This window comes from Flavobacterium hydatis (assembly GCF_000737695.1).
GTDB lineage: Bacteria > Bacteroidota > Bacteroidia > Flavobacteriales > Flavobacteriaceae > Flavobacterium > Flavobacterium hydatis.
In genome coordinates this window covers 26,568-48,069 of record NZ_JPRM01000052.1, presented here as the reverse complement: position 1 = coordinate 48,069, position 21,502 = coordinate 26,568, and the positions used below count along the sequence as shown (strand labels likewise).

At 31.5% G+C, this 21,502-nt stretch carries 23 protein-coding genes and 1 other RNA gene; 16 read left to right on the top strand and 8 right to left on the bottom strand.

From position 1 onward, the window contains the following. Positions 1 to 214: 214 nt before the first annotated feature. From IW20_RS23065 to IW20_RS23035, 7 genes are all read left to right on the top strand, one after another. Positions 215 to 700, top strand: a complete 486-nt coding sequence (locus IW20_RS23065; RefSeq protein ID WP_035628169.1) for a SixA phosphatase family protein — start codon at positions 215 to 217, stop codon at positions 698 to 700. After that, entirely contained in the window at positions 697 to 2,775 is a 2,079-nt protein-coding gene (ppk1, locus tag IW20_RS23060; RefSeq protein WP_089052197.1) for a polyphosphate kinase 1, read from the top strand. Before IW20_RS23065 ends, ppk1 begins: the two co-directional genes overlap by 4 nt. Before the next feature lie 57 nt (positions 2,776 to 2,832). Then, positions 2,833 to 3,723 (top strand): Ppx/GppA phosphatase family protein, encoded by an 891-nt coding sequence (locus IW20_RS23055; RefSeq protein WP_035628167.1) that lies wholly within the window; start codon positions 2,833 to 2,835, stop codon positions 3,721 to 3,723. 98 nt (positions 3,724 to 3,821) lie between these two features. Beyond that, positions 3,822 to 4,403 (top strand): TMEM175 family protein, encoded by a 582-nt coding sequence (locus IW20_RS23050; RefSeq protein WP_035628164.1) that lies wholly within the window; start codon positions 3,822 to 3,824, stop codon positions 4,401 to 4,403. 60 nt (positions 4,404 to 4,463) lie between these two features. Further along, on the top strand, positions 4,464 to 5,024 hold the full coding sequence (locus IW20_RS23045) for a Crp/Fnr family transcriptional regulator (protein ID WP_035628163.1): 561 nt from the start codon (positions 4,464 to 4,466) through the stop codon (positions 5,022 to 5,024). Positions 5,025 to 5,083: 59 nt separating this feature from the next. Continuing rightward, positions 5,084 to 6,115: a saccharopine dehydrogenase family protein gene (locus IW20_RS23040; RefSeq protein ID WP_240478529.1), complete on the top strand. Its 1,032-nt coding sequence runs from the start codon at positions 5,084 to 5,086 to the stop codon at positions 6,113 to 6,115. Between the two features lie 6 nt (positions 6,116 to 6,121). Then, positions 6,122 to 6,700 carry an NAD(P)H-dependent oxidoreductase gene (locus IW20_RS23035; protein ID WP_035628159.1) on the top strand — a complete coding sequence of 193 codons (579 nt, stop codon included), beginning with the start codon at positions 6,122 to 6,124 and terminating at the stop codon, positions 6,698 to 6,700. Positions 6,701 to 6,969: 269 nt separating this feature from the next. On the opposite strand, the gene IW20_RS23030 is transcribed toward IW20_RS23035, so the two are convergent. Then, on the bottom strand, positions 6,970 to 7,344 hold the full coding sequence (locus IW20_RS23030) for a DNA polymerase III (protein WP_240478528.1): 375 nt from the start codon (positions 7,342 to 7,344) through the stop codon (positions 6,970 to 6,972). Between the two features lie 55 nt (positions 7,345 to 7,399). Here IW20_RS23030 and IW20_RS23025 point away from each other — a divergent pair, with 55 nt between their 5' ends. Continuing rightward, the gene (locus IW20_RS23025) at positions 7,400 to 7,597 is read left to right on the top strand and encodes a hypothetical protein (RefSeq protein ID WP_035628154.1); all 198 of its coding nucleotides are present in this window, start codon (positions 7,400 to 7,402) and stop codon (positions 7,595 to 7,597) included. Between the two features lie 13 nt (positions 7,598 to 7,610). Here the strand turns inward: IW20_RS23025 and dnaX are convergent, their stop codons facing one another. Together dnaX and IW20_RS23015 are read right to left on the bottom strand one after the other, a co-directional pair. Continuing rightward, positions 7,611 to 8,696: a DNA polymerase III subunit gamma/tau gene (gene dnaX / locus IW20_RS23020; RefSeq protein ID WP_035628151.1), complete on the bottom strand. Its 1,086-nt coding sequence runs from the start codon at positions 8,694 to 8,696 to the stop codon at positions 7,611 to 7,613. A gap of 59 nt (positions 8,697 to 8,755) precedes the next feature. After that, entirely contained in the window at positions 8,756 to 9,415 is a 660-nt protein-coding gene (locus tag IW20_RS23015; RefSeq protein ID WP_089052198.1) for a hypothetical protein, read from the bottom strand. Between the two features lie 408 nt (positions 9,416 to 9,823). Here IW20_RS23015 and IW20_RS23010 point away from each other — a divergent pair, with 408 nt between their 5' ends. The 4 genes from IW20_RS23010 (at position 9,824) to IW20_RS22995 (ending at position 11,730) form a co-directional block, all read left to right on the top strand. Next, positions 9,824 to 10,297, top strand: coding sequence for a BON domain-containing protein (locus tag IW20_RS23010; RefSeq protein WP_035628148.1), 474 nt, complete (start codon positions 9,824 to 9,826; stop codon positions 10,295 to 10,297). A gap of 7 nt (positions 10,298 to 10,304) precedes the next feature. Beyond that, the gene (locus tag IW20_RS23005; protein ID WP_035628145.1) at positions 10,305 to 10,676 is read left to right on the top strand and encodes a LysM peptidoglycan-binding domain-containing protein; all 372 of its coding nucleotides are present in this window, start codon (positions 10,305 to 10,307) and stop codon (positions 10,674 to 10,676) included. A 185-nt stretch (positions 10,677 to 10,861) separates the two neighbouring features. Next, a complete protein-coding gene (locus IW20_RS23000) occupies positions 10,862 to 11,302 on the top strand; it encodes a nuclear transport factor 2 family protein (protein WP_035628143.1) in 441 nt (146 codons plus the stop codon). Between the two features lie 8 nt (positions 11,303 to 11,310). Continuing rightward, entirely contained in the window at positions 11,311 to 11,730 is a 420-nt protein-coding gene (locus IW20_RS22995; RefSeq protein ID WP_081912552.1) for an NIPSNAP family protein, read from the top strand. A gap of 409 nt (positions 11,731 to 12,139) precedes the next feature. Here IW20_RS22995 and IW20_RS22990 read toward each other — a convergent pair whose 3' ends face one another. Next, positions 12,140 to 12,433, bottom strand: coding sequence for an SH3 domain-containing protein (locus IW20_RS22990; RefSeq protein ID WP_035628141.1), 294 nt, complete (start codon positions 12,431 to 12,433; stop codon positions 12,140 to 12,142). 123 nt (positions 12,434 to 12,556) lie between these two features. Here IW20_RS22990 and rnpB point away from each other — a divergent pair. Both rnpB and IW20_RS22985 read left to right on the top strand, forming a co-directional pair. Next, positions 12,557 to 12,876: RNase P RNA component class A (gene rnpB, locus IW20_RS25655), an RNA gene on the top strand. A 193-nt stretch (positions 12,877 to 13,069) separates the two neighbouring features. After that, a complete protein-coding gene (locus IW20_RS22985) occupies positions 13,070 to 14,002 on the top strand; it encodes a ketopantoate reductase family protein (RefSeq protein WP_035628140.1) in 933 nt (310 codons plus the stop codon). Here the strand turns inward: IW20_RS22985 and IW20_RS22980 are convergent. Further along, positions 13,999 to 14,688 (bottom strand): response regulator transcription factor, encoded by a 690-nt coding sequence (locus IW20_RS22980; RefSeq protein WP_035628139.1) that lies wholly within the window; start codon positions 14,686 to 14,688, stop codon positions 13,999 to 14,001. The genes IW20_RS22985 and IW20_RS22980 overlap by 4 nt on opposite strands. Before the next feature lie 290 nt (positions 14,689 to 14,978). After that, positions 14,979 to 16,394, bottom strand: a complete 1,416-nt coding sequence (locus tag IW20_RS22975) for a sensor histidine kinase (RefSeq protein ID WP_240478527.1) — start codon at positions 16,392 to 16,394, stop codon at positions 14,979 to 14,981. 86 nt (positions 16,395 to 16,480) lie between these two features. Between IW20_RS22975 and IW20_RS22970 the strand changes: the two genes are divergently transcribed. Together IW20_RS22970 and IW20_RS22965 are read left to right on the top strand one after the other, a co-directional pair. Further along, on the top strand, positions 16,481 to 17,437 hold the full coding sequence (locus IW20_RS22970; protein WP_035628137.1) for a hypothetical protein: 957 nt from the start codon (positions 16,481 to 16,483) through the stop codon (positions 17,435 to 17,437). Further along, entirely contained in the window at positions 17,434 to 19,530 is a 2,097-nt protein-coding gene (locus tag IW20_RS22965; protein ID WP_035628136.1) for a TonB-dependent receptor domain-containing protein, read from the top strand. Before IW20_RS22970 ends, IW20_RS22965 begins: the two co-directional genes overlap by 4 nt. 505 nt (positions 19,531 to 20,035) lie before the next feature. Here IW20_RS22965 and IW20_RS22960 read toward each other — a convergent pair. Both IW20_RS22960 and IW20_RS22955 read right to left on the bottom strand, forming a co-directional pair. Beyond that, positions 20,036 to 20,641 (bottom strand): RsmD family RNA methyltransferase, encoded by a 606-nt coding sequence (locus IW20_RS22960; protein ID WP_035628134.1) that lies wholly within the window; start codon positions 20,639 to 20,641, stop codon positions 20,036 to 20,038. Continuing rightward, the gene (locus IW20_RS22955; RefSeq protein WP_035628132.1) at positions 20,638 to 21,459 is read right to left on the bottom strand and encodes a DUF3822 family protein; all 822 of its coding nucleotides are present in this window, start codon (positions 21,457 to 21,459) and stop codon (positions 20,638 to 20,640) included. The genes IW20_RS22960 and IW20_RS22955 overlap by 4 nt, the downstream gene beginning before the upstream one ends. Positions 21,460 to 21,502 lie beyond the last annotated feature (43 nt).

Sequence of the window (21,502 nt, the reverse complement as noted above, 5' to 3'; positions counted from 1 at the left end):
GTTTACCACAATAAATTAGAAATATAAAAATTCAACAAAAGAGATGACCTTATAGAATTCTTTTGTAAATTGTAGCTAAATTTTCAAAGCCATTTTTGCGATTTAATTATAAATCTTTCTTCTTTTTTATTAAAGATGTAGTGATTCAAAGAAGAAAGAAATACAGTAAAAAAACAAAAGGCTATATTCCATATAAACAAATAGTATCCGTAATATGAAAAATTTAATATTGATCAGACATGCAAAATCAAGTTGGGAAGCACCTCTAAAAGATTTTGACAGACCTTTAGTAAAAAAAGGAATTCATGATGCTCATGACGTTTCAGCTAGTATTTCAAAATTTCTTCCTAAGGCTTATTTGATATGGAGTAGTACAGCTGCTAGAGCTGTAGAAACAGCACTTATTTTTGCACAAAATATTTCATACCCTATAGAAAGCATCATTTTTAAAGATGAACTATATACATTTGATGAGAAACATTTAGAAAATGTTATCAAATCATGTAATAATGCTTTCGAAAGTGTTATTCTTTTCGGACATAACGAGGCTATTACAAATTTTGTTAATAAATTTGGGGATGTTTTTATAGATAATGTTCCCACATCAGGTTTCGTATCATTACAATTTGATACAGAAAGTTGGGACAAATTAGATAAAGGCAGAACTCTCAAAACTATTTTCCCCAAAGATTTAAAATGAATACAGTGTACGAACAAAAATATATAGACCGCGAAAAAAGTTGGTTAGCATTTAATGCAAGAGTTTTACAGGAAGCAGCCGATATTACAGTACCACTTTTAGACAGATTACGTTTTTTAGGGATTTTTTCGAATAATTTAGATGAATTTTTTAGAGTTCGTTATGCGGCCATTAGAAGATTAAGTCTTTCAGGGATTTCTGGCGAAAAATATTTAGGGGGAATATCTGCCCAACAATTGGTGAAAGATATTACCGAGATTGTAATCCAGCAACAATCCGAGAGTTTACGAATATTAAGTAATATAGAGACTGAGCTAGAAACAGAGAATATCTTTATAATTACCGAAAATGAAATTACAAAAGATCAGGAAGAGTTCTTAAAGAATTTTTTTATTGAAAAATTAAGCCCTGAACTTGTTACAATTATATTAAATGACTTAGCTGAATTTCCAGTTTTAAAGGACACACTAGGATATTTAGCAGTGCGTTTAGAGATGAACCATACGGCAGAAGTACGATATGCAGTAATCGAAATACCTAAAACCATCAATCGATTTGTGGTTTTACCTTCGCATGACGAGAAACATTATATTATCTTGATAGATGATGTTATCCGACATAATCTTAGTAGCATCTTTACCATTTTTGATTATAAAAGTGTTTCGGCACACATGATAAAAATTACTCGTGATGCCCAATTAGATATCGATAGTGATTTGAGTAAAAGTATGCTCGAAAAAATTGCAACATCGGTTAAAGACAGACGAATAGGAGAACCCGTTCGTTTTATTTATGACCAATTGATAGAGCCAGATACGCTACAGTTTTTTCTGGAGAAAATGAAAATTATCTCTACAGATAGTATTATTCCTGGAGGAAGATATCATAACCGACGTGATTACATGAATTTTCCTAATCTGGGAAGATATGACTTGTTGTATAAAACAAATACACCATTACCAATTCCAGGTTTGAGTATGGAAGGAAGTATTTTGCAGAAAATTGGTAAAAAAGATTATTTGCTAAATGCGCCGTATCAATCATTTTCATACGTAACAAAGTTTTTGCGAGAAGCAGCTTTAGATCCAAAAGTTACATCAATTAAGATAACATTATATCGTCTGGCTAAGAATTCCCAAATTATTAGTTCATTAATAAATGCAGCCAAAAACGGAAAGAAAGTTATCGTACAAATAGAGTTGCAAGCTCGATTTGATGAAGCTTCGAATATTTCCTATGCAGAGCAAATGCAAACAGAAGGTATAGAACTTATTTTTGGAATAAAAGGATTAAAAGTACATAGTAAAATATGTGTAATAGAAAGAGTTGATGAAGGGAAAACCAAAAGATATGGATTTATTTCGACAGGAAATTTCAATGAATCAACGGCCAAAATTTATACTGATGTAACATTATTTACGAGTCATCAGCAAATTCTAAAGGATATATCCAAGATATTTGAATTCTTTGATATCAATTACAGAGTACACCGTTATAAGCATTTAATAGTATCGCCACATTATACAAGATCTAAATTTGTAAAATTAATCGATAGAGAGATCCTACACGCTTTAGCAGGACGTAAAACCTATATAAAGCTTAAAATGAATAGCTTGTCGGATTTTAAAATGATAGATAAACTATACGAAGCGAGTAATGCAGGCGTAAAAGTACAATTACAAGTAAGAGGAATTTGTTCCTTGATTCCGGGAATTCCGGGAATGAGTGAGAATATCGAAGCGATAAGTATAGTCGATAATTACTTAGAACATTCGAGAGTTTATATTTTTGGAAATGCAGGATTGACTGAAGTATATATATCATCAGCCGATTTTATGACTAGAAATCTAGACGGAAGAGTCGAAGTAACATGTCCTATCTATGATCAGGCAATAAAAAATGAGTTAATAGATAACTTTAATATTGCTTGGAAAGGGAATGTAAAAGTGCGTTTTCATTCTTATAAACTCGATAATAAATACAAAGCGAGAAATCATCACGCCATATTTAGAGCACAATTAGAAACATATAAATATTACCAAAACAAAGTAAATGCTATAGAAGAAGTTGTGTAAAAACTAATAAATACAACCTTATATATCAAGATACTTAATTTCAAATCATAAGCGAGAATGATTAAAATAAAAAAATATGGAGCAATCGATATTGGATCAAATGCCATGCGATTGTTGATTTCCAATGTTGTAGAACAAGAGGGTAAGGAACCTCAATTTAATAAAAGTTCCCTGGTTCGTGTGCCAATTCGTTTAGGACAAGATGCCTTTACAGTTGGAGAAATATCTGAAGAAAACATTGAAAGAATGTGTGATGCAATGAAAGCATTCAATCTTTTAATGAAAGTACATAAAGTAGAACGTTATATGGCATTTGCTACATCGGCAATGAGAGAAGCCTATAACGGAAAAGAAGTGGTGGCAATCATCAAGAAAAAAGCTGATATAAAAATTGAAATTATAGATGGAAAAAAAGAAGCGGCTATTATTGCCTCTACAGATTTACATCATTTATTAAAAACAGATCAGACCTATCTATTTGTAGATGTAGGAGGTGGAAGTACTGAGTTTACACTATTTTCTAACGGAAAAATGGTAACTTCAAGATCGTTTAAAGCAGGAACAGTACGTTTATTAAACGGAATGGTTTGCGATGTAGTTTGGGATGAAATAGAAAAATGGATCAGAACAAATACAGAAGAATACGAAGAAGTAACTCTTATCGGTTCTGGTGGGAATATCAATAAGTTATTTAAAATGTCAGGGAAACAACAAGAAAAGCCATTGTCATATATTTATATGAATTCGCAATATGCTTTTTTAAATTCCCTAAGTTACGACCAAAGAATTGCCGAATTAGGACTCAATCCTGATCGTGCCGACGTTATCATTCCTGCGACAAGAATTTATCTTAATGCAATGAAATGGAGTGGAGCACGACAAATTTATGTTCCTAAAATAGGACTTTCAGATGGTATTGTAAAAGCAATGTATTACGGAAAAATTTAATTTTTTTTGCCACGAATTAGCACGAATTGTTTTTTATAATTGGAATAAAAAATTAGTAAAAATTTGTGTAATTCGTGGCAGACTTTATAATATAATAGATGAATAAAACGAGATTAGAGGCTTTTAGCGATGGTGTTTTGGCAATTATACTAACCATAATGGTTCTTGAAATTAAAGTTCCTCACGGAGAAAGTTTCAAGGATTTATTACCTCTTTTTCCTAAATTTCTCAGTTATATTTTGAGTTTTATTTACATTGGTATTTACTGGAATAATCACCATTATTTGCTACACGGAGTTACCAAGGTCAATGCTAAAATTCTTTGGGCTAATTTGCATTTGCTATTTTGGCTTTCGCTAGTTCCTGTTTCTACAGGTTGGATGGGAGAGCATAATTTTGCCAAACCTGCAATGGCATTGTATGGTTTTATATTACTGTTATCTGCAATTGCTTATGTGATATTGCAAAAGATTATTGTTTCTAGCGAAGGAAAAAATTCAGCCTTAGCTAAAACATTAGGTAAAGACTTAAAAGGAAAAGCTTCGGTAGTTTTATATGTAGTAGGAATTGTTAGTTCTTTTTATAACGAATGGATTTCAGGTGCTTGTTATTTTATAGTAGCATTATTATGGTTGATTCCAGATAAAAGAATAGAAAATCTTTTTGGCTCAGCCGAATAAAAGAATTAATTCTTAAAACCCTATAATTCTTTAGATCTACTTCCTTTACAATAAAATATAATGAAATCAATATTTCAATCTCTTCAGATTTTACCTTCGGATGAGTTAGATAAACTGGATGGCTTAATTACTAAGAAGAAATTAAAAAAAGGAGATTTTTTAATTCAGGAAAGTCAAATGTCCAAAGAGATCGTTTTGATAAAATCGGGTGCTTTGCGCTCTTTTTACATCAATAACGAAGGAGAAGAAATTACCAATTGCATTACATTCGAGAATGAGTTTATGGCTGCTTTTGCTAGTTTTATTACCCAAAAACCAACAGAAGAGAATATTCAGGCATTATTTGATACTGAACTCGAAGTAATAAGTCACGCCAATATCGAACATCTTTATGAGAATAGCATACATTGGCAAAAAGTAGGGCGAATAATAGCCGAAATGCAATATATAAACTTAGAACAACGCATTTTATCTTTCCAGAAACTAACAGGAAAAGAACGATACGAAACACTTTTTAAAAATCATCCTAACTATATTCAGTTAATTCCGTTGCAATATTTAGCTTCCTTTTTGGGAGTAACACCAAGACATTTAAGCCGAATTAGAAAAGCTATTTTATAGGACATTTGTCTAGTTATCGAGAGTTATTCCGTCATTAATTTTGCTAAAAACAATATTTAATGATGAGAAAAAATATCTTAGTAATTGGAGGAACAGGATTAGTAGGCAAAGTCATTTTACGTATTCTTAAAGAAAGAAATCCTGATTATAATTTATTTGTAGGGAGTCTCCAATTAGGTAATACTACAAACGATTTGGTTATTGATGTGAATAACTCAAAGACATTTAATTCGATTACAGATAATAAAATCGATTTGATCGTAATGTGTACAAAAGATAGTAATAATGCCATTTTGCAATTTGCAATACAAAACAAACTCGATTATATTGATATTACAAAACCAACTCCAGATTTAACTGTTGCGTATAATTTTGCTATAGCAAATAAGCAAAAGATAGATAGTCATATAGTTTTTAGTTCAGGATGGATGGGAGGAATTGTAGGCAGTTTGATTGATTTTGTTGAGCCCAACAAAAGTAAAATTCAAGAAACTAATCTGTATATTTATTATTCAGTAAAAGATTTAGCAGGGAAAAGTTCAGCCAATTTTTTAGCCGAAAATGTTTGTAAGCCATTTATCGTTTATAAAAATAATAAGGCAGAAGAAGTAAAGCATTTTCTAGATTCAGAAAAATTTAATTTTGAGTTTGGCATAGGAAAACGCCAAGCTTATAATCTAGATGTTCCAGATTTGTTTATTTTAAATCAGATAGAAAAAATCCCAACTGTTTCGGTTAAGATGACCTATAATTCTAAATTTGTTACAAGCTTAATGGGGTGTTTTCAATCGCTTAAGATTTTTAATATAATGTCTTTAAAAGAAAGAAAATTGCTGTTTGGTTCAAGCGGAAACGGGGATCAAACTGTTTTTGAAGTTATTGTTAAGACTCAGGATAAAACCAGAAAGATCAGTTTGCAAAGTAGTAAAGGTCAAGCCGAATTAACTGCATTTTCGACAGTTTTACATATAGAAAAGATGTTAAGCGATACTTTGTCTAGCGGGATTTATTTTAGTCATCAAATACATTCGTCAAAAGAAGTTTATGAAGCCTTAAATAGTTACAATACAATTAATCTTAAAATAAGCTAATTGAACATGAAAAATATTCTAATTATAAACGGACATCCCAATCCAGCGAGTTTTAATTTTGCTTTAGCGGAAGCGTATAAAAAAGGAGCTTTAAAAACTGAGGTTAAAATAGAAACGATTACAATTGCCGATTTAAAGTTTAATCCCAATTTGCAATTTGGTTACCAAAAAAGAACAGAATTAGAACCTGATTTATTAGAATCTTGGGATAAAATAAAAAGGGCAGATCATTTGGTTTGGATTCATCCCGTTTGGTGGGGAGGTTTGCCTGCAATTACCAAAGGATTTATAGATCGTCTTTTTTTACCCGGAATGGCTTTTCAATACCGTGAAAATTCCGTTTGGTGGGACAAACTACTAAAAGGTAAAACGGCACATATAATTACAACGCTAGATCAGCCAGGTTGGTATTACCGATTGTTTTTTGGGCGACCAAGTGTAAATCAGTTAAAGAAATCAACCTTAGAATTTTGTGGTATAACGCCAGTAAAAGTAAGTTATATAGGAGTTATAAAAACATCAGATAATAACCAAAGAGAAAAATGGTTGACAAAAGTTTATAATTTAGGGCTAAAGAATAAGTAGTTTTTTTAGCCACTGATTTAAAGGATTAAAAGGGTTTCTAAAGATGTTTGCCACAAATTACGCTAATTATCACAAATTTATTTTTGGCTCATAAATTTTAAACTTTGTGGTCTTTGCGTAAATCTTTGTATACTTTGCGGTTAAATTATAGCCACAGATTTAAAGAATTAAAAGGATCTAAAACTTTGTGAACCTAACAAAAACCTTTGAACCTTTGTACCTCTGAGCCTTAGTACCTCAGTACCTTAGAGCCTCAGTACCTCAAAGTTTTAAGCCTGAATATCTAATCCAAATGTTGTTCTTAAAAGTTCAATATTTGGATTTATTTCTAGTAAACGGTTGTAACGGTCTTGATCATTAAAACTTCTTTTGCTTTCGTAAGTTTCATTTACAATTACCTCAATTGTAATATCATGATTATGCAAATGCCCTCTTAAATGCCCTAATATACCATGCATTTCTTTTTCAAAATCTAGTTTAGAACCTTCATTAGGTAATTCGAAAGTAATAGCAGTTCCGTTTAAGACAGGATCGTTTATAAGTAATAAAGATTCCATAATCTTAAGACCTTTTTGACCTAAGCGTTCTGCATATTTATTCCATTGTAATAGCATTTCCGTTTCGCTAAAATCTTCGGTAGGCAATTCGGCTGTAGTAGGTTTTACGTAAGATTTACTACTTTCTTCTAATTCTTTTTTTTTGCGAATACTCGATAATGAAAATGCCGAAAAAACGCCAGAGTTTGTCGTACTTGATACAACAGGAGCTTTCTGCGGAGCTACTGTTTCTGCTTTTGCAGGTTCAGGAGTTGCATTAGGAGTTACGGGTACAGAAGTAGCTTCTTTCTTTTCGGCAGAAGGTTTAACTTCTGTGATTGAGAAAGTAGGATTTCTATAATAAGTAGGCGGAATTATATATTGGTCAACTTTTTTTTTTCTCCATCAAAATTGATAGAGGCCAATTGCATTAAACTAAGTTCGACCAAAAGACGTTGGTTCTGACTCAATTTGTATTTTAAATCACAATTATTAGCAATTTCAATTCCTTTTAGTAAAAATTCCTGAGAAGCTTTTTGAGATTGTACTCCATACATTTGTAGTGCTTGTTCACCAACTTCTAGAAGCGATAAAGTTGCAGGAGTTTTGCTTACCAATAAATCTCTGAAATGCGATGCTAAACCAGCAATAAAATGATGACCATCAAAACCTTTTGAAAGGATATCATTGTATGCCATTAATAATTCAGGGATTTTATTTTCAAGGATAAAATCGGTGATCGAAATATAAGTTTCGTAATCTAAAACGTTTAGGTTTTCGGTAACAGCCTGACGTGTTAAATTAGTACCACAATAAGAAACAACTCTATCAAAAATTGATAAAGCATCACGCATAGCGCCATCTGCTTTTTGTGCAATAATATGTAATGCATCGTCTTCAAAAACGACACCCTGACTTGTTGCAACTTCAGCAAGATGTTCTTTGGCATCTTTTACGGTAATTCTTTTGAAATCAAAAATTTGGCAACGAGATAAAATCGTCGGAATGATTTTATGTTTCTCTGTTGTTGCTAATATAAAGATGGCATGTTTAGGTGGCTCTTCTAATGTCTTTAAAAAAGCATTAAAAGCTGCCGATGACAACATATGCACCTCATCAATAATATATACTTTGTATTGCCCTGTTTGTGGTGGGATTCTAACTTGATCAATCAAATTACGAATATCATCTACAGAGTTGTTTGAAGCAGCATCGAGTTCGAAAACGTTAAATGCAAAATCTTCATTTGGATCATCATAACCAGGTTGGTTTATTTTACGGGCAAGAATACGCGCACAAGTTGTTTTACCAACTCCACGTGGTCCCGTAAATAATAAAGCCGAAGCAAGATGATTACTATCTATGGCGTTAAGTAAAGTGTTGGTAATGGCTTTTTGTCCCACCACATCCTTAAATGTCTGCGGGCGATACTTACGAGCCGATACTACAAATTGTTCCATAGATTGTTTATTGGGTAGCAAAGATAAGATTTTTGTTTATTTTTTAAAGGGTAATTTGTTTATTTGGTGAATATCTTTTTCTTAAGAACTATAAAGATTAAAAACGAAAATAATATTATGTTGACAATCAAAGAAATGATAATATACCTGCTGTAACTTTCTATTTTTAGCTCTGTTTTTTCTTTTTCAGAAATTATATTTTGAGAAGCTTTGTAAGCTCTTAATTTTTCTAATTGTTGAATCCAATCTACAATGTTTTGATTTTTATCCTCTAAAATATATACCTTTTGATATAAATCTCTAAGGTTAATATCTTTTATTTCATAGTATCTAGGTGGTGGCGGAGTTGGATAAGCGCCTAATAATGATTCTAGTCCCATACTTGGCGAACACATACTGATGGTAATATTTGTGTTGTTTGTATAGTTGGCATAAACAATCCAAAGTTCTTTTTTTATTGGAAGGACGGAACAATTACTTCCAGTTGCGCTTCCACTAATAAAACCTGAGTTGATTTCTCCTTTAAATAACTCTAGAATTTTAAAAGTAAAATTCCCTGATATTGTGTCAGATTTTACTAATTCTCCATAAAAAACAATATCGTAATTTTTTAGCCCTTGAGCAACCATTGTTTCTTTGTCGCGTGGCTCACAGGTACAAGAATAAGAATAATTATAAAAGCAAAAGAATACCAAGAAAAAGAGGTGCTTTAATTTCATAGAGTTGATTTTAATACAATAATAGTCTTTTTAATTAAAGTATTATTATAAGTAAGTTATGATATGTAATTTTGATTTTGTTTTGTATTTAATTGATTTGTAGTGAGGTATAATTGGGTAGTCTTATTTTTATCTACTATATTTATAGATAATTTCTTTTTTTGATAAGTTTTGATTTCTATAATCATTGCTTTGAAGTTCTGTACCAATAAGAATGTGTTAACTATTTCTTGAGCGTAATGCTCATAGTTACTAAAAAGAGGTATTGTCTAGATTTATAAATCAGACATATCCTAAATTCTAAATTTTAGTAATTAATAAATTTTAATTTGTAAGATAAATTTGTAATATTTTATTGTTTTGCCCGTTAAATTTAAATCGTTTAATTAATTAAAAAAAAACATGATTATGAAAATTAAGTCTATTTTGTTAGGAATGAGTTTTGCTTTTTTATTAGTGGCTTGTGGTCCCAAAGATGCAGATATTCAGAAAGAAATTGCTGCAAAAATGAGTGAGATGCCAGGAATGGAAGTTACTGTAAAAGATGGTATAGCTACTATTTCGGGTGTTTGTAAAGATGCTGCTTGCAAAGAGAGCTGTGAGGCTATTGCAAAAGGAATTAAAGGAGTGAAATCTGTAGTGAATAACTGCGAGATTGCAGCTCCAGAACCTGTGGTAGCTCCAGTTGTAATTAATGCTGATAGTGTTTTAAATACTTCGGTAAGCGAAGTAGTAAAAACGTATAGTGGCGTAACTGCAACAGTTTTGGATGGTGTGGTAACACTTAAAGGTGATATTAAAAGAGACCAATTGCCAGCTTTGATAAAAAGCATACAAGAATTGAAACCTAAAAAAGTTGAAAACAAGCTAACTATTAAATAAAGATTTTATGAGTTTACAAGATAAATACGCAGAATTAACAAGTTTAGCTACTGATTTAGGTATTGCTAATTTGCAAGTAAGAGAGCAGGATAATGTTTTGTATGTTGATGGAACTGCAAAATCTGCTGAGGACAAAGAAAAACTTTGGGCTGTTTACGGAAAAATCGATCCTGATTTTAGAGCAGCAGATGTTGTTATGAATATTGCTGTTGCTGAGGGAACTACAACAGATTATACGGTTGTAAGTGGAGATTCCTTATCAAAAATAGGAAAAGCACATGGTGTTTCTTGGCAAGCAATTTACGAAGCCAACAAAGATGTGATTAAAAATCCTGACCTGATTCAAGCAGGTTGGAAATTAAAAATACCAACTGCATAATTTATTATGTTGTTGTTCTTAAAAGTCTGTCATTTTATGACAGACTTTTTTTATGGATTTTAGGTTATTTGTCTGGTTGTATTGTTATTATGAATATAATATGAAGTAATGAATGTTTTTTTAGATAAAAATCTATTATTTTTATCTGTGAAATTTATGCACTAATAGAACTAAATGAATTAATTATGAGAAAAATAAAACTGTTGTTGTTTTTGCTTCTGGTGAGTAATCTAACTTTTGGACAAAGTAAGGCAGACGAGGATTCGATTAAAGCAATTGTTGAAAGCGCCTATGTTGGCGGAATACATAATGGAGGTTCAATTGAAGAAATAAGAAAAGGTTTTCATCCTACTTTTAAAATGTTACGATTAGAAAACAATGATGTAATATCGATTTCATTGGATGAATGGATAGTAGCAATCGAAAAAGGACGTAAGCAAAATGCTGGCAAACCGATAATAAAGGCTGAAAGTGAATATTTGAATGTAATTGTGTCTGGTAATGCAGCGACAGTGGTAATGAATATTTCTAAAAACAAAAAGAAGATTTTTACAGATCATCTGACGCTTTATAAATTTTCGGAAGGTTGGCGAATTGTTTCAAAAGCATTTTATAGAATCCCTTAATTTTAGATATGAAACTACTTTTATTGACTTTGTTATTAATTACAACATCGGTTGTAAAATGTCAAAATACTGTTGCTGTATCTACTATTACTGGTAAGGTACCTCCGATTTATGAATTGCGTATTTATGAAATATTCGAGAATAATAAAAAGAATTTTCATGATAGATTTAGAGATCAAGCAATGCTGATCATGAAGAAATACAATTTTAAAATTTCTTCGATTTGGGAATCAAAATCAGATAAGAAAACTGAATTTGTTTATCTTTTAGAATGGAACGATGAAGCTACAATGAAGAAAGCTTGGGAACAATTTAGAGCGGATAAAGAATGGATAGAAATTAAAAAACAAACTAGCGCAAAATTTGGAGATTTAATAGGTAGTATTGAAGATCGAGTTTTGACAAAAATGGATTATTCGCCATATTGATTATTTTAGCTGTTAGCTAGCGCGAGCGTCCCGCTTGTGGCTACAGTGCTAAGAAAATCGTCAAATTAATTAAGAATAGGCACAAGCGGGACGCTCGCGCTAGCGTGTGAAATACTGTACCGAATAATTCTCACGCCAAGCCGCCAAGTTTACACCTAAAATCTTTGCGTTTTTGCGGCTTTGCGAGAAAAATTATTAGTTCAAAAAGCTTAACTTAAAGATATTGCGAGCTAGTGCTGGTGATTAAAAGAAAAGAAAAATGACTAAATATTAATTTAGTTAAAATTTGAGATTAGATATTCTGATGAAAACCCAAATCCCTAGCCCTGATAGTAGCGGCATCCTTTTTCTGGCTTTTTTTTAGCCAGAAAAAGATACAGCGGAGAGCAGGAATAGCTCCTAAATAAAATTATCTTCCTTTGATGCTTAAATCACTTAAGATTTTTGCAGTTTCAGAATCGGTATTGGCTGAAAACCCAGCTACATAAACACCTTTTTTGCCCGATGTAGATTTTATTCCATAAACCACGGCTTCATCGCCTGGATCTGATTCGCCTTCGTATCGATACACATGTACGATTTCAAATTTTTCGGGATTTTTCTTTATTACATCTTCATTTAGATTAAAATCGTAAGTAAATCCTTTTTCGTTTAATTGATCCAAAGCTTTGGATACAGTTGCGTAGTGATACATTCTAATCATGATAAATGAAATTTTGGTGGTTAACGTTTAAAGATAACTATTTTAAAATTAAGTGTTTGTAAAAGGAGTGTTAAAGTAAATTTTGTAATGGATAAAAGAAAGCAATAAAAATGCTAAATTTGCCCCGCAGACCGCCTTATCGTCGCTCATTTAGGTGAGGGGAGGAAAGTCCGGACACCACAGAGAAGCATAGCGGGTAACACCCGTCGGCGTTAGAAATAGCGTTAGGACAAGTGCAACAGAAAGTATGTACAGGTAATGCTGTAGTGAAAACAGGTAAACTCTATGCGGTGAAATATCAAGTATATCAGCATTTAAGGGCTTCTCGTTCGTTGCTGAAGGGTAGATAGCTTGAACTTATGAGTAATTGTAAGTCTAGATAAATGATAAGGTATTGTTAGTAATAACAAGAACAGAATCCGGCTTATAGGTCTGCATTTTTATATTTGTGAGAGTATCAAATTTATTTTCATAAAATAATCTTCTCAAGTTATTTCTGAAAAAACCAAAATAAGAATTGATTTCTTATTACTTATGGGATTTAAAATGAATACTAGATTGTAGCTATTTATTTTTTTAATCTGTGTGAATCTTTTAATCCTGATAATTATCGGGAGTGGCAAAAAAATACTAGAAATGAAAACAAGAATTGGAATTTTAGGTTTAGGTGGAGTAGGTGGTTATTTTGGTGGACTTTTGGCGAAAGCCTACGCGGAAAACGATGCTATAGATGTGGTTTTTATTGCGCGTGGTAAAGCAATGGAAGTTATTGCTGAATCGGGCTTGAAAATCATTACTGATGAAGATGAAGCAACTGTTTTTCCGACTGTGGTATCTAATGATCCTGATGCAATAGGGAAATTAGATTACCTTATTTGTGCTACTAAAACCTATGATATCGAAGAAAGTCTTGATGCCATGAAAAAATGTATTACCAAGAATACGGTTATTCTTCCTTTATATAATGGCGTTGATGCTACGGAACGCATTAGCACTATTTTTCCAGATAACGAAGTTTTGCAAGGTTGTGTTTATATCGTTTCGATGATTGCTGAGCCTGGTGTTATTAAAAAAACTGGTATTTACGAAAAGTTATTTTTTGGTTCTGATAGTGCTTCGATTTATAGAATGAAGGCGTTGCAAACTATTTTTGAAAATGCTAAAATCGAAAGTTATCTGGTAGATAATATTGAAGAAACGGTTTGGGAGAAGTTTGTTTTTATTTCCTCTTTGGCTTCGGCTACTTCTTACTTGAATCAGAATATTGGCGAAATCATGGAGAATGCTTCTAGCCGAAATTTATATGTTTCGTTGCTGAATGAAATCACTATGATTGCGGCTGTAAAAGGGCTGAATCTTCCTAATGATATTGTAATGCAAACGATCCTGAAACTTGAGAAATCGCCTCGTGATGCAACTTCGTCTATGCACCGTGATTTGCTGGCTGGAAGAAAAATCGAACTTTCGTCGCTTACTGAATTTGTAGTAAATGAAGGTTTGAAATATGAAATTGAAACTCCAACGTATCAGATGATTTTGGATAAATTAGACAAACACGAGAGTAATTAATCTATTATTTTAAATTCCAGTCCGATATTACGAATGCTATCGATGCTAATTCTGGAATCATCTTTAAAGTATTTCCGAATTTTACTGATGTAAACATCCATGCTTCTGCCCGAAAAAAAGTCGTCATTTTTCCAAATCGATTTTAGGATTTGTTCTCTTTTTAGCATTTGGTTTTTATGCGTGTAAAAGAAATGAATTAGCGCAGCTTCTTTCTCTGTAAGTTGTTGGTTTTTGTTGTCTTTTCTTAGCGATAATCGGTTGGTGTCGAATAAATAAGATCCAATTTGTAACTCATTTGTTTCGGAAAAAAGCGATGTTTTTTGTTGGCTTCTTTTCAGGATATTATTTAGGCGTAAGATAAGTTCTTCAGCTTCAAAGGGTTTTACGATATAATCGTCGGCTCCGAGTTTTAGCCCAATTATTTTATCTTCTTTTAGTTTTCTGGCTGTGAGGAAAATGAATGGAACTTCAGGATTGATTTTTATGATTTTTTCGGCAAGTGTAAATCCGTCAATAATAGGCATCATGACATCGAACACGCAAATATCGAATGTTGTAGTTTGAAAAATGGCTAATGCTTCCTGACCATTTTCGGCCCAAGTAACATCATAATCATACAATTCCAGATATTGTTTGAGTACGTTTGCAAAATCGGAATCATCCTCTGCCAAAAGTATTTTTTTCATTTTTTAGGTGATTTTTTTGCCACTAAGACATAAAGGCGCAAAGGTTATATTAAAATTAGTTCTTTGGGTGTTTCGTAAAAATTTCATTTAACGCATAGAGACATAGATTTTATGTGTAAAAAAGAGTACAAAAAGAAATCTATTTCTTTCACATAGCTTGCTCTGTGTATTTTAAATAAGTGGAACGCCTTTTTTGAGGAAACAAAACCTATGTCTCTATGTGTTAAAATTATTTTTATTGATTGTAAGTATTGCGACTGAAAACTGAAACTGTGACTGAAACTAAAAACTTAACTCAACGGAATACTAATGTAAAAGTTAGCTCCTTTTCCTAAATCGCTTATTACGGCAATCGTACCTTGATGTGCTTTGATGATTTGGTTTACATAATAAAGTCCTAATCCTAAGCCTTTAGAATTATGTAGATTGCCTTGTTCTACACGATAGAATTTATCAAAAAGTAAAGAATGTTTATTTTTAGAAATTCCGATTCCGTCATCCTGAATACTAAGATTAAATTGGTTTTGGTTTAATGTGGTTTTTATAACAATAGTATTCGAACCATATTTTACTGCATTTTCGAGCACATTTAAGATGGCTGTTGTTAAATGAAATTTATCTAATACCAAAGTGGTTTCGCTTGTAGCAAAATGGGTTTCTATCTTAACCTTAGGGTATGCAATTTTAAAATCTTCGATTATTGCATTCAGGAAAGACTCGGTAATTATCTTTTCTTTCTGCATTTCCATTTCATTTTCATCTAGAGAATTTGCAAGCACTTGGTCGATTAAACTTTGTAAACGGTTGTTTTGGCGTGAAATAGTATTAAGAATCGAATTGAAATGAATCTCGTTGTCACGAATGTCTTTTCGCTCCAGAATTTTGGTAGAAATTGCCAGCGTTGTCAGCGGAGTTTTGAGTTCGTGGGTGATATTATTGATAAAATCGGTTTTTATATCGCTTACTTTTTTCTGCTTTATTAGTGCTTTTATAGCAATTACAAAAAGTGTTATTAAGGTTAAAATCGATAATAAGGACAAGAACAAAATCATGCTCATTCTTTTTAATATTATCATTTCCCAATCGATAACCGATACGTACATAGAATCTTCGGTAAGCAAATTATAATCTTGCATTTGCGCTGTTCCGTTTGTTGTACCTACATAATTTCGAACTAAAAAAGCATTGTCTAACGAAGCCAGATTACCATATAATTTGTTTTTTATAAATGGTTTTTCGGAGAAAATGGTATCGGCTTTTTTAGAACTATTGTAGATGATGAATTTGTTGAGTACAATGGCAAAATCTATAGAGAAATTTGGAATTTCTCTATTAAATTTCTGTTGCAATTTTCGGGTTAGTTCACCACGAAATTCGTTTTGAAGCAAAGCAGTTTTAATATCCGATTTTGTTTTCTTGTCGTGTATATAATTCTCTGCTAATTGCTTGTATAAATGTTCTTTTTTGTTGACAATTGTCGAATCGATATCGCTATAATCGTTTGTAATAAAAGCAATCTCATTCTTAATTTCCGAATGAAATTGTGCCACTTTATAATCGTAAGTTGTTTTTACCAAATAGCATTGTACTACAGATAAAACCACCAATGCGATAGCCGATAAAAAGATTAATAAGTTGATTCTGTGTTTCATTTCACCGTGTAAATACATTCCAAAAATAAAGCTTTTATCTTTTAATTTATGCATTAACCCTGCATTAACCTACGATTAACTTTCGGCAGTATTTTTTTAAGCCATTTTTGCAATCGAAATTATATAGAAAAATACAAATTATGAGAAAACAATTATCAATGATGATTCTATTCGGAATTACATTTTGTTATGGACAAAAAATGGAAAAAGTAACGGTTGATTATTTAGATACCAATGATTTATACGTTAACGACGATGACTCTCAAGTATTGTTTTATTACAAGATGGTTCCGAAAACGGAAATTATTGGGGCATTGGTAATCTTGCCTTCTGGAGGTGAATCGACAGAAGATTTATTAAAACAAATCACACTACATGAGCTGGCTGTTAAGAAAGGAATCTTGGTAATTATTCCTTCTATAAATTGGAGTACAGATAGTAAAGAGGCTGAGTTTTCTCTTTTAGACAAGATTTTTAAGGAAATTGTAATAAAACATAAGGTTTCTAAGGATAATTTTATTCTGGGAGGTTTATCAAATGGTGGTATAATTTCTTTGACTTATGCTGAAAATGCAGTTAAGAATCCGAGTAAATTCTTTTTAATTCCTAAAGGGATTTTTGCTTTGGATGCTCCATTAGATGAAACTCGTTTTTATAAATATTGCGAAAGAGAAATTAAAAGAAATTTTTCTGAAGCTGGAGTAAATGAGGCAAAATGGATGAAGGATAATTGGGATAGTTTGTATGGTGGTTCGCCTGACCAATTTCCTGAAAAATATATCGAAGCTTCTATTTTTTCTTTTGGTGCAAAAGATGGAGGAAATGCAAAATACTTAAAAAACATGCCTATTCGTATGTATACAGATCTAGATGTTGATTGGTTAATTAATGAGCGCCATCGTGATTTGTATGATTGGAACGGAATAGACATAGTTGCTATGATAAGCCAATTGAAAGTTTTGGGGAATAACAATGCAAGTGTAATTATAAGTCAAGGAAAGGGCGTGAAGTTAAACGGTACTAAAAATCCGCATTCCTGGTCGATAATGGATTCTGAGAATTGTTTGAATTGGGCTCTTAATTTATTTAATAAATGATTAAAATAATAATAATTACAATTTGTTTTCTTGTTTCTGTATTTGGATATGCGCAAAACGAAACGCCAAAAGATAGTATTTCGAACAAATTAGATGAAGTTGTTATTAGTACAAATGCGAAAACTTTTGCGAACCAAAACGGAAATATTAAAATAGATGTTGCTAATTCTGTTTATAATTCGGTTCCTAATACGTTGGATTTATTATCTAAACTGCCAACTATTATCGTAAGCTCAGACAAAGAGAATATCTCGATTGTGGGCAAAGGAACTCCTCTTATTTATATTGATAACCAAAGGGGAGGAATGAATGATTTAAATGCGCTATCGGTAGATGATATTAAGAATATTGAGATTATCCAGAATCCATCGGCTAAATATGAGGCCGAAGGGCGAGCGGTAATATTGATTACAAGAAAGTTTAGCAAAAAAGATAGTTTTAAAATGGATGTCTCCGAAGTGGCTTCTTTTAAGAAAAAATACAATAATTATCTCGGATTTAATTCTAGTTTCAAAAAGAATAAACTAGAATGGAAAGCAAATTTTAATTATAATCAATTGCAACCTTGGGAGAATCATAGTATAGATTATGAGATTGCTAATGCTAATATTGTTTCGGATTATGATGTAGAAGCTTATACAAAACGTAAGCAGTATATTTTTGGTGGTGGATTGTTTTATAAAATAAATGAGGATGATTATTTCTCGTTTAATATAAACAGTAAGTTGCAAAAAGACACTTTTGATATTAATACAAGTACTTATAATAAAAAAGATAATGCCGAAAACAACGTTTTAACCTTTAGTGATAATGATAGTAATAAGGATTTTGTAAATGCTTTTTTAAACTATTCTAAGAAAATTAAAGCCATCGATACGCAGATTTTTACTGGTTTGCAATATTCTAATTTTGATCAGGGATTATGGAGTCAAGTCGGAAATAATTTTAATGATACAGAATTTGGTTTGACACAAATACGAGATCAAAAGGTTAAAGTTGGTGTTTTTTTAGGAAGGATAGATATCGAGAAAAAGTTTAAAAATGAAATAAAATTAGAAGTAGGAGGATTGTATTCTTCTGCTGATTCAAAATCAGATTTTGATATATTTTATTATGATACCAATAAAAATATATTGAGTCATTATGATTTTAAAGAACAAAATTTAGCAGGATATAGTCAGTTATCGGGTAAAATTAAGAAAGTTGATTTTTCGGTTGGAATAAGAGTAGAAAATACGAATGTAAACGGAAAATTTAAAACAGATTTATTGCCTTTGATTGATAAGAACTACACTAATTTTTTTCCAAAAGCACAACTTATATTTCCTATAGATAGCACAAAAAGTATTAGTGTAAATTATGCTAAAAGTATTTCGAGACCCAATTATTCTTCTTTAAGTCAAGGAACAACATATATTAATCCTTATTTTTTATATGGAAGAAATATAAATTTAGATCCGACTATTATCGATGAAATTTCTTCGACTTTTCAGTATCATGACAAATCGGTTAAGCTAAGTTATTATCAAAATACAAATCCTGTTTATAATAGTTTTATATATGATGATGAGCAAAATATCATGACGTTTAAAGACGTGAATTTTGATAAGGAAACAGGATTTAATCTAGATTTTACCTTGCCTTTTACTTATAGATTTTGGACAACAACAAATTCATTGGTTTTTATTTTAGAAAAAATTGAAGATAAGTCGGCTTTGTTTTTAGCATCAAAACCTTACTTGTATTATTATTCAAATAATGAATTTAAACTTCCTAAAGGATTTACCCTTACGGTTTCTGGTTGGGGATTGACGAAGCAAAATAAAGGTGTTTTTGAACGAAACGAAAGATTTGTCGTAGATATGGCGCTTTCTAAAACTTTTTTCAAAAATTGGAATTGTACTTTAACTTGTAACAATGTTTTTAATAACAATATCCAGGAAGAGCAGTTTACGATTAATAACGTTAGCTCAAAAGCAAGATATCAAGTTGATTGGCATGAAATTTCGATTGCTGTAAAATACTCGTTTGGAAAAATAAAAGATTCACAGTTTAAAGAAAAAAGCGTCGATGATTCAAACAGAATTCGATAAGTTTTTATTTAACACATAGAAACATAGATTTTATGTGTAAAAGAATGCAAAAAAAAAGAAAATTTTTTCTTTCACATAGCTTAGCTCTGTGTTTTTTAAACAAGTGAAACGCCTTTTTTTGGGAGAACCCAAAATCTATGTTTCTATGTGTTAAATTGGTTGCGCAATGAGTTGAATTTAAAAGCAGAAGAGATTGTCCGAAGAGTATTTTTTTATACAGCTTCTTGATTGATTTTTGGAAGTTTTAGAAAATAGGATTGCTAATTGCTCCAGCGGAGCATAATGTTTATAGCAATTTTTATAGAATCTATTGCTAAGAGCTACAGCGTAGCGTCATTTTTTTTAGATTGCTATATATGTCACCCCGATGGGGTTTGTAAAATGGGTTTGTGAACTTCTATAAATATAACGTCCCTCTGGGACTTAGAATGCTATAAACAAAAGGCTGTCTGAAAAATTACTTTCTAGACAGCCTTTTTTTATATTATGATAACTTGGTTGTTAATTAACCTTCGTCTTCTTCGGTACTTTTTGTTGCAGCTTTTAGGCTTATTTCTTCATCTTCTTCTGTCGAATCAAATTCGAAGAAACTAAAGAATGAACCACCATAACTTTTCTGGAAAGAGAAATTACTTAAATGTTCTAGTTTAGTGTATTTAGAATGTTCGATAATCATCATTCCGTCTTCTTGCAAAAGTTCTCTTTCAAAAACCAATACGGCAATTTTCTCGAAAGTCGCTTGATCCAAACCGTAAGGAGGATCGGCAAAAATGATATCGTATGATGTTTTGCTGTTTTCTAAAAATTTAAAAACATCGCTTTTTGTTGCTGCAATATTAAAGTCATATTCGGCTGCAACTTGTTTGATGAATTTTACACAACCAAAATCACCATCTACAGATGTAATAGGAGTGCAGCCACGAGAGGCAAATTCATAACTAATGTTTCCTGTTCCTGCAAATAAGTCTAAAACTTTTAAACCTTCAAAATTAAAATGGTTGTTCAAAACATTAAATAATGCTTCTTTAGACATGTCAGTTGTAGGTCTTACCGGAAGGTTTTTAGGCGGAAAAATGCGTCTTCCTTTGTATTTTCCTGAAATGATTCTCATGATTGAAAAAGTATAAAATGTTGTTGATTTTGTGCTGTCGAAAAAGAATTCCTGCTTTTTAAAGTAGATACGTCAAACAAGGATACATTTCGGATATACTTATAAGCGATTGCAAAGAAATCGTCTTTTTCAGAAATCGTTCCTAACAATTCAAGTTTAAAACTCTCAGGATTCATATTAACTTGTTCTGCTGTAAACAATAAATAATAGATAAAATCCTCTGGAGTTTGATATTCAAAAGAATTAAATAATAATAGTTTTTGGTTCTGCACCACAATGATTTCGAAATGGCCTAAATTAAAATTAACGACCATTGTTTTATCGTCATTATTTTTGGAACCATCCAAAAGCTTTTCGACAAGAATACTATTAGCATGTTTGTATTCGAAAGTGCCAAACTGGTCAATAAAAAAGTTATTGATATTTACATAAGGAATGTAAACAGCATTCATTTGATAATTTGGAATTTCGTCGAAAGCAAAAAAATCAGTTTCAAAAACCTTTGTATTGTATTGTAAATAACTGCCTAGAAAGTTTTCGTCAAATAGGGCAGTAGGAACAAACGTTGATAAATTGTTGTTATGAATTATCGTTATTTGGTCATAAGAATCTTTAAGCTCTGGATGTTTGCTAAAAGCATCGGCAAACAAATCTTCAATTTTGCTAGTTTTATGAGACGTATCAAAAGTGACTTCGTTTAATGATAAAACAGTATTGTTTAATGTATCAATACAACAAAACGAAAGCCCAGCCAGCGAAACCTGAATAGAAAGCTTTTTATATTTTTTTGATGTTATATTTGTATTTTGTGATTGCATAAATGGATTTAGAATTCAATTCTTGTTAAGAATCAAGATAGAA

Coding starts and splice junctions, on each gene's coding strand:
- IW20_RS23065 (WP_035628169.1), top strand. CDS start 215: ATGAAAAATTTAATATTGATCAGACATGCAAAATCAAGTTGGGAAGCA.
- ppk1 (WP_089052197.1), top strand. CDS start 697: ATGAATACAGTGTACGAACAAAAATATATAGACCGCGAAAAAAGTTGG.
- IW20_RS23055 (WP_035628167.1), top strand. CDS start 2,833: ATGATTAAAATAAAAAAATATGGAGCAATCGATATTGGATCAAATGCC.
- IW20_RS23050 (WP_035628164.1), top strand. CDS start 3,822: ATGAATAAAACGAGATTAGAGGCTTTTAGCGATGGTGTTTTGGCAATT.
- IW20_RS23045 (WP_035628163.1), top strand. CDS start 4,464: ATGAAATCAATATTTCAATCTCTTCAGATTTTACCTTCGGATGAGTTA.
- IW20_RS23040 (WP_240478529.1), top strand. CDS start 5,084: ATGATGAGAAAAAATATCTTAGTAATTGGAGGAACAGGATTAGTAGGC.
- IW20_RS23035 (WP_035628159.1), top strand. CDS start 6,122: ATGAAAAATATTCTAATTATAAACGGACATCCCAATCCAGCGAGTTTT.
- dnaX (WP_035628151.1), bottom strand. CDS start 8,696: ATGGAACAATTTGTAGTATCGGCTCGTAAGTATCGCCCGCAGACATTT.
- IW20_RS23015 (WP_089052198.1), bottom strand. CDS start 9,415: ATGAAATTAAAGCACCTCTTTTTCTTGGTATTCTTTTGCTTTTATAAT.
- IW20_RS23010 (WP_035628148.1), top strand. CDS start 9,824: ATGAAAATTAAGTCTATTTTGTTAGGAATGAGTTTTGCTTTTTTATTA.
- IW20_RS23005 (WP_035628145.1), top strand. CDS start 10,305: ATGAGTTTACAAGATAAATACGCAGAATTAACAAGTTTAGCTACTGAT.
- IW20_RS23000 (WP_035628143.1), top strand. CDS start 10,862: ATGAGAAAAATAAAACTGTTGTTGTTTTTGCTTCTGGTGAGTAATCTA.
- IW20_RS22995 (WP_081912552.1), top strand. CDS start 11,311: ATGAAACTACTTTTATTGACTTTGTTATTAATTACAACATCGGTTGTA.
- IW20_RS22990 (WP_035628141.1), bottom strand. CDS start 12,433: ATGATTAGAATGTATCACTACGCAACTGTATCCAAAGCTTTGGATCAA.
- IW20_RS22985 (WP_035628140.1), top strand. CDS start 13,070: ATGAAAACAAGAATTGGAATTTTAGGTTTAGGTGGAGTAGGTGGTTAT.
- IW20_RS22980 (WP_035628139.1), bottom strand. CDS start 14,688: ATGAAAAAAATACTTTTGGCAGAGGATGATTCCGATTTTGCAAACGTA.
- IW20_RS22975 (WP_240478527.1), bottom strand. CDS start 16,394: ATGCATAAATTAAAAGATAAAAGCTTTATTTTTGGAATGTATTTACAC.
- IW20_RS22970 (WP_035628137.1), top strand. CDS start 16,481: ATGAGAAAACAATTATCAATGATGATTCTATTCGGAATTACATTTTGT.
- IW20_RS22965 (WP_035628136.1), top strand. CDS start 17,434: ATGATTAAAATAATAATAATTACAATTTGTTTTCTTGTTTCTGTATTT.
- IW20_RS22960 (WP_035628134.1), bottom strand. CDS start 20,641: ATGAGAATCATTTCAGGAAAATACAAAGGAAGACGCATTTTTCCGCCT.
- IW20_RS22955 (WP_035628132.1), bottom strand. CDS start 21,459: ATGCAATCACAAAATACAAATATAACATCAAAAAAATATAAAAAGCTT.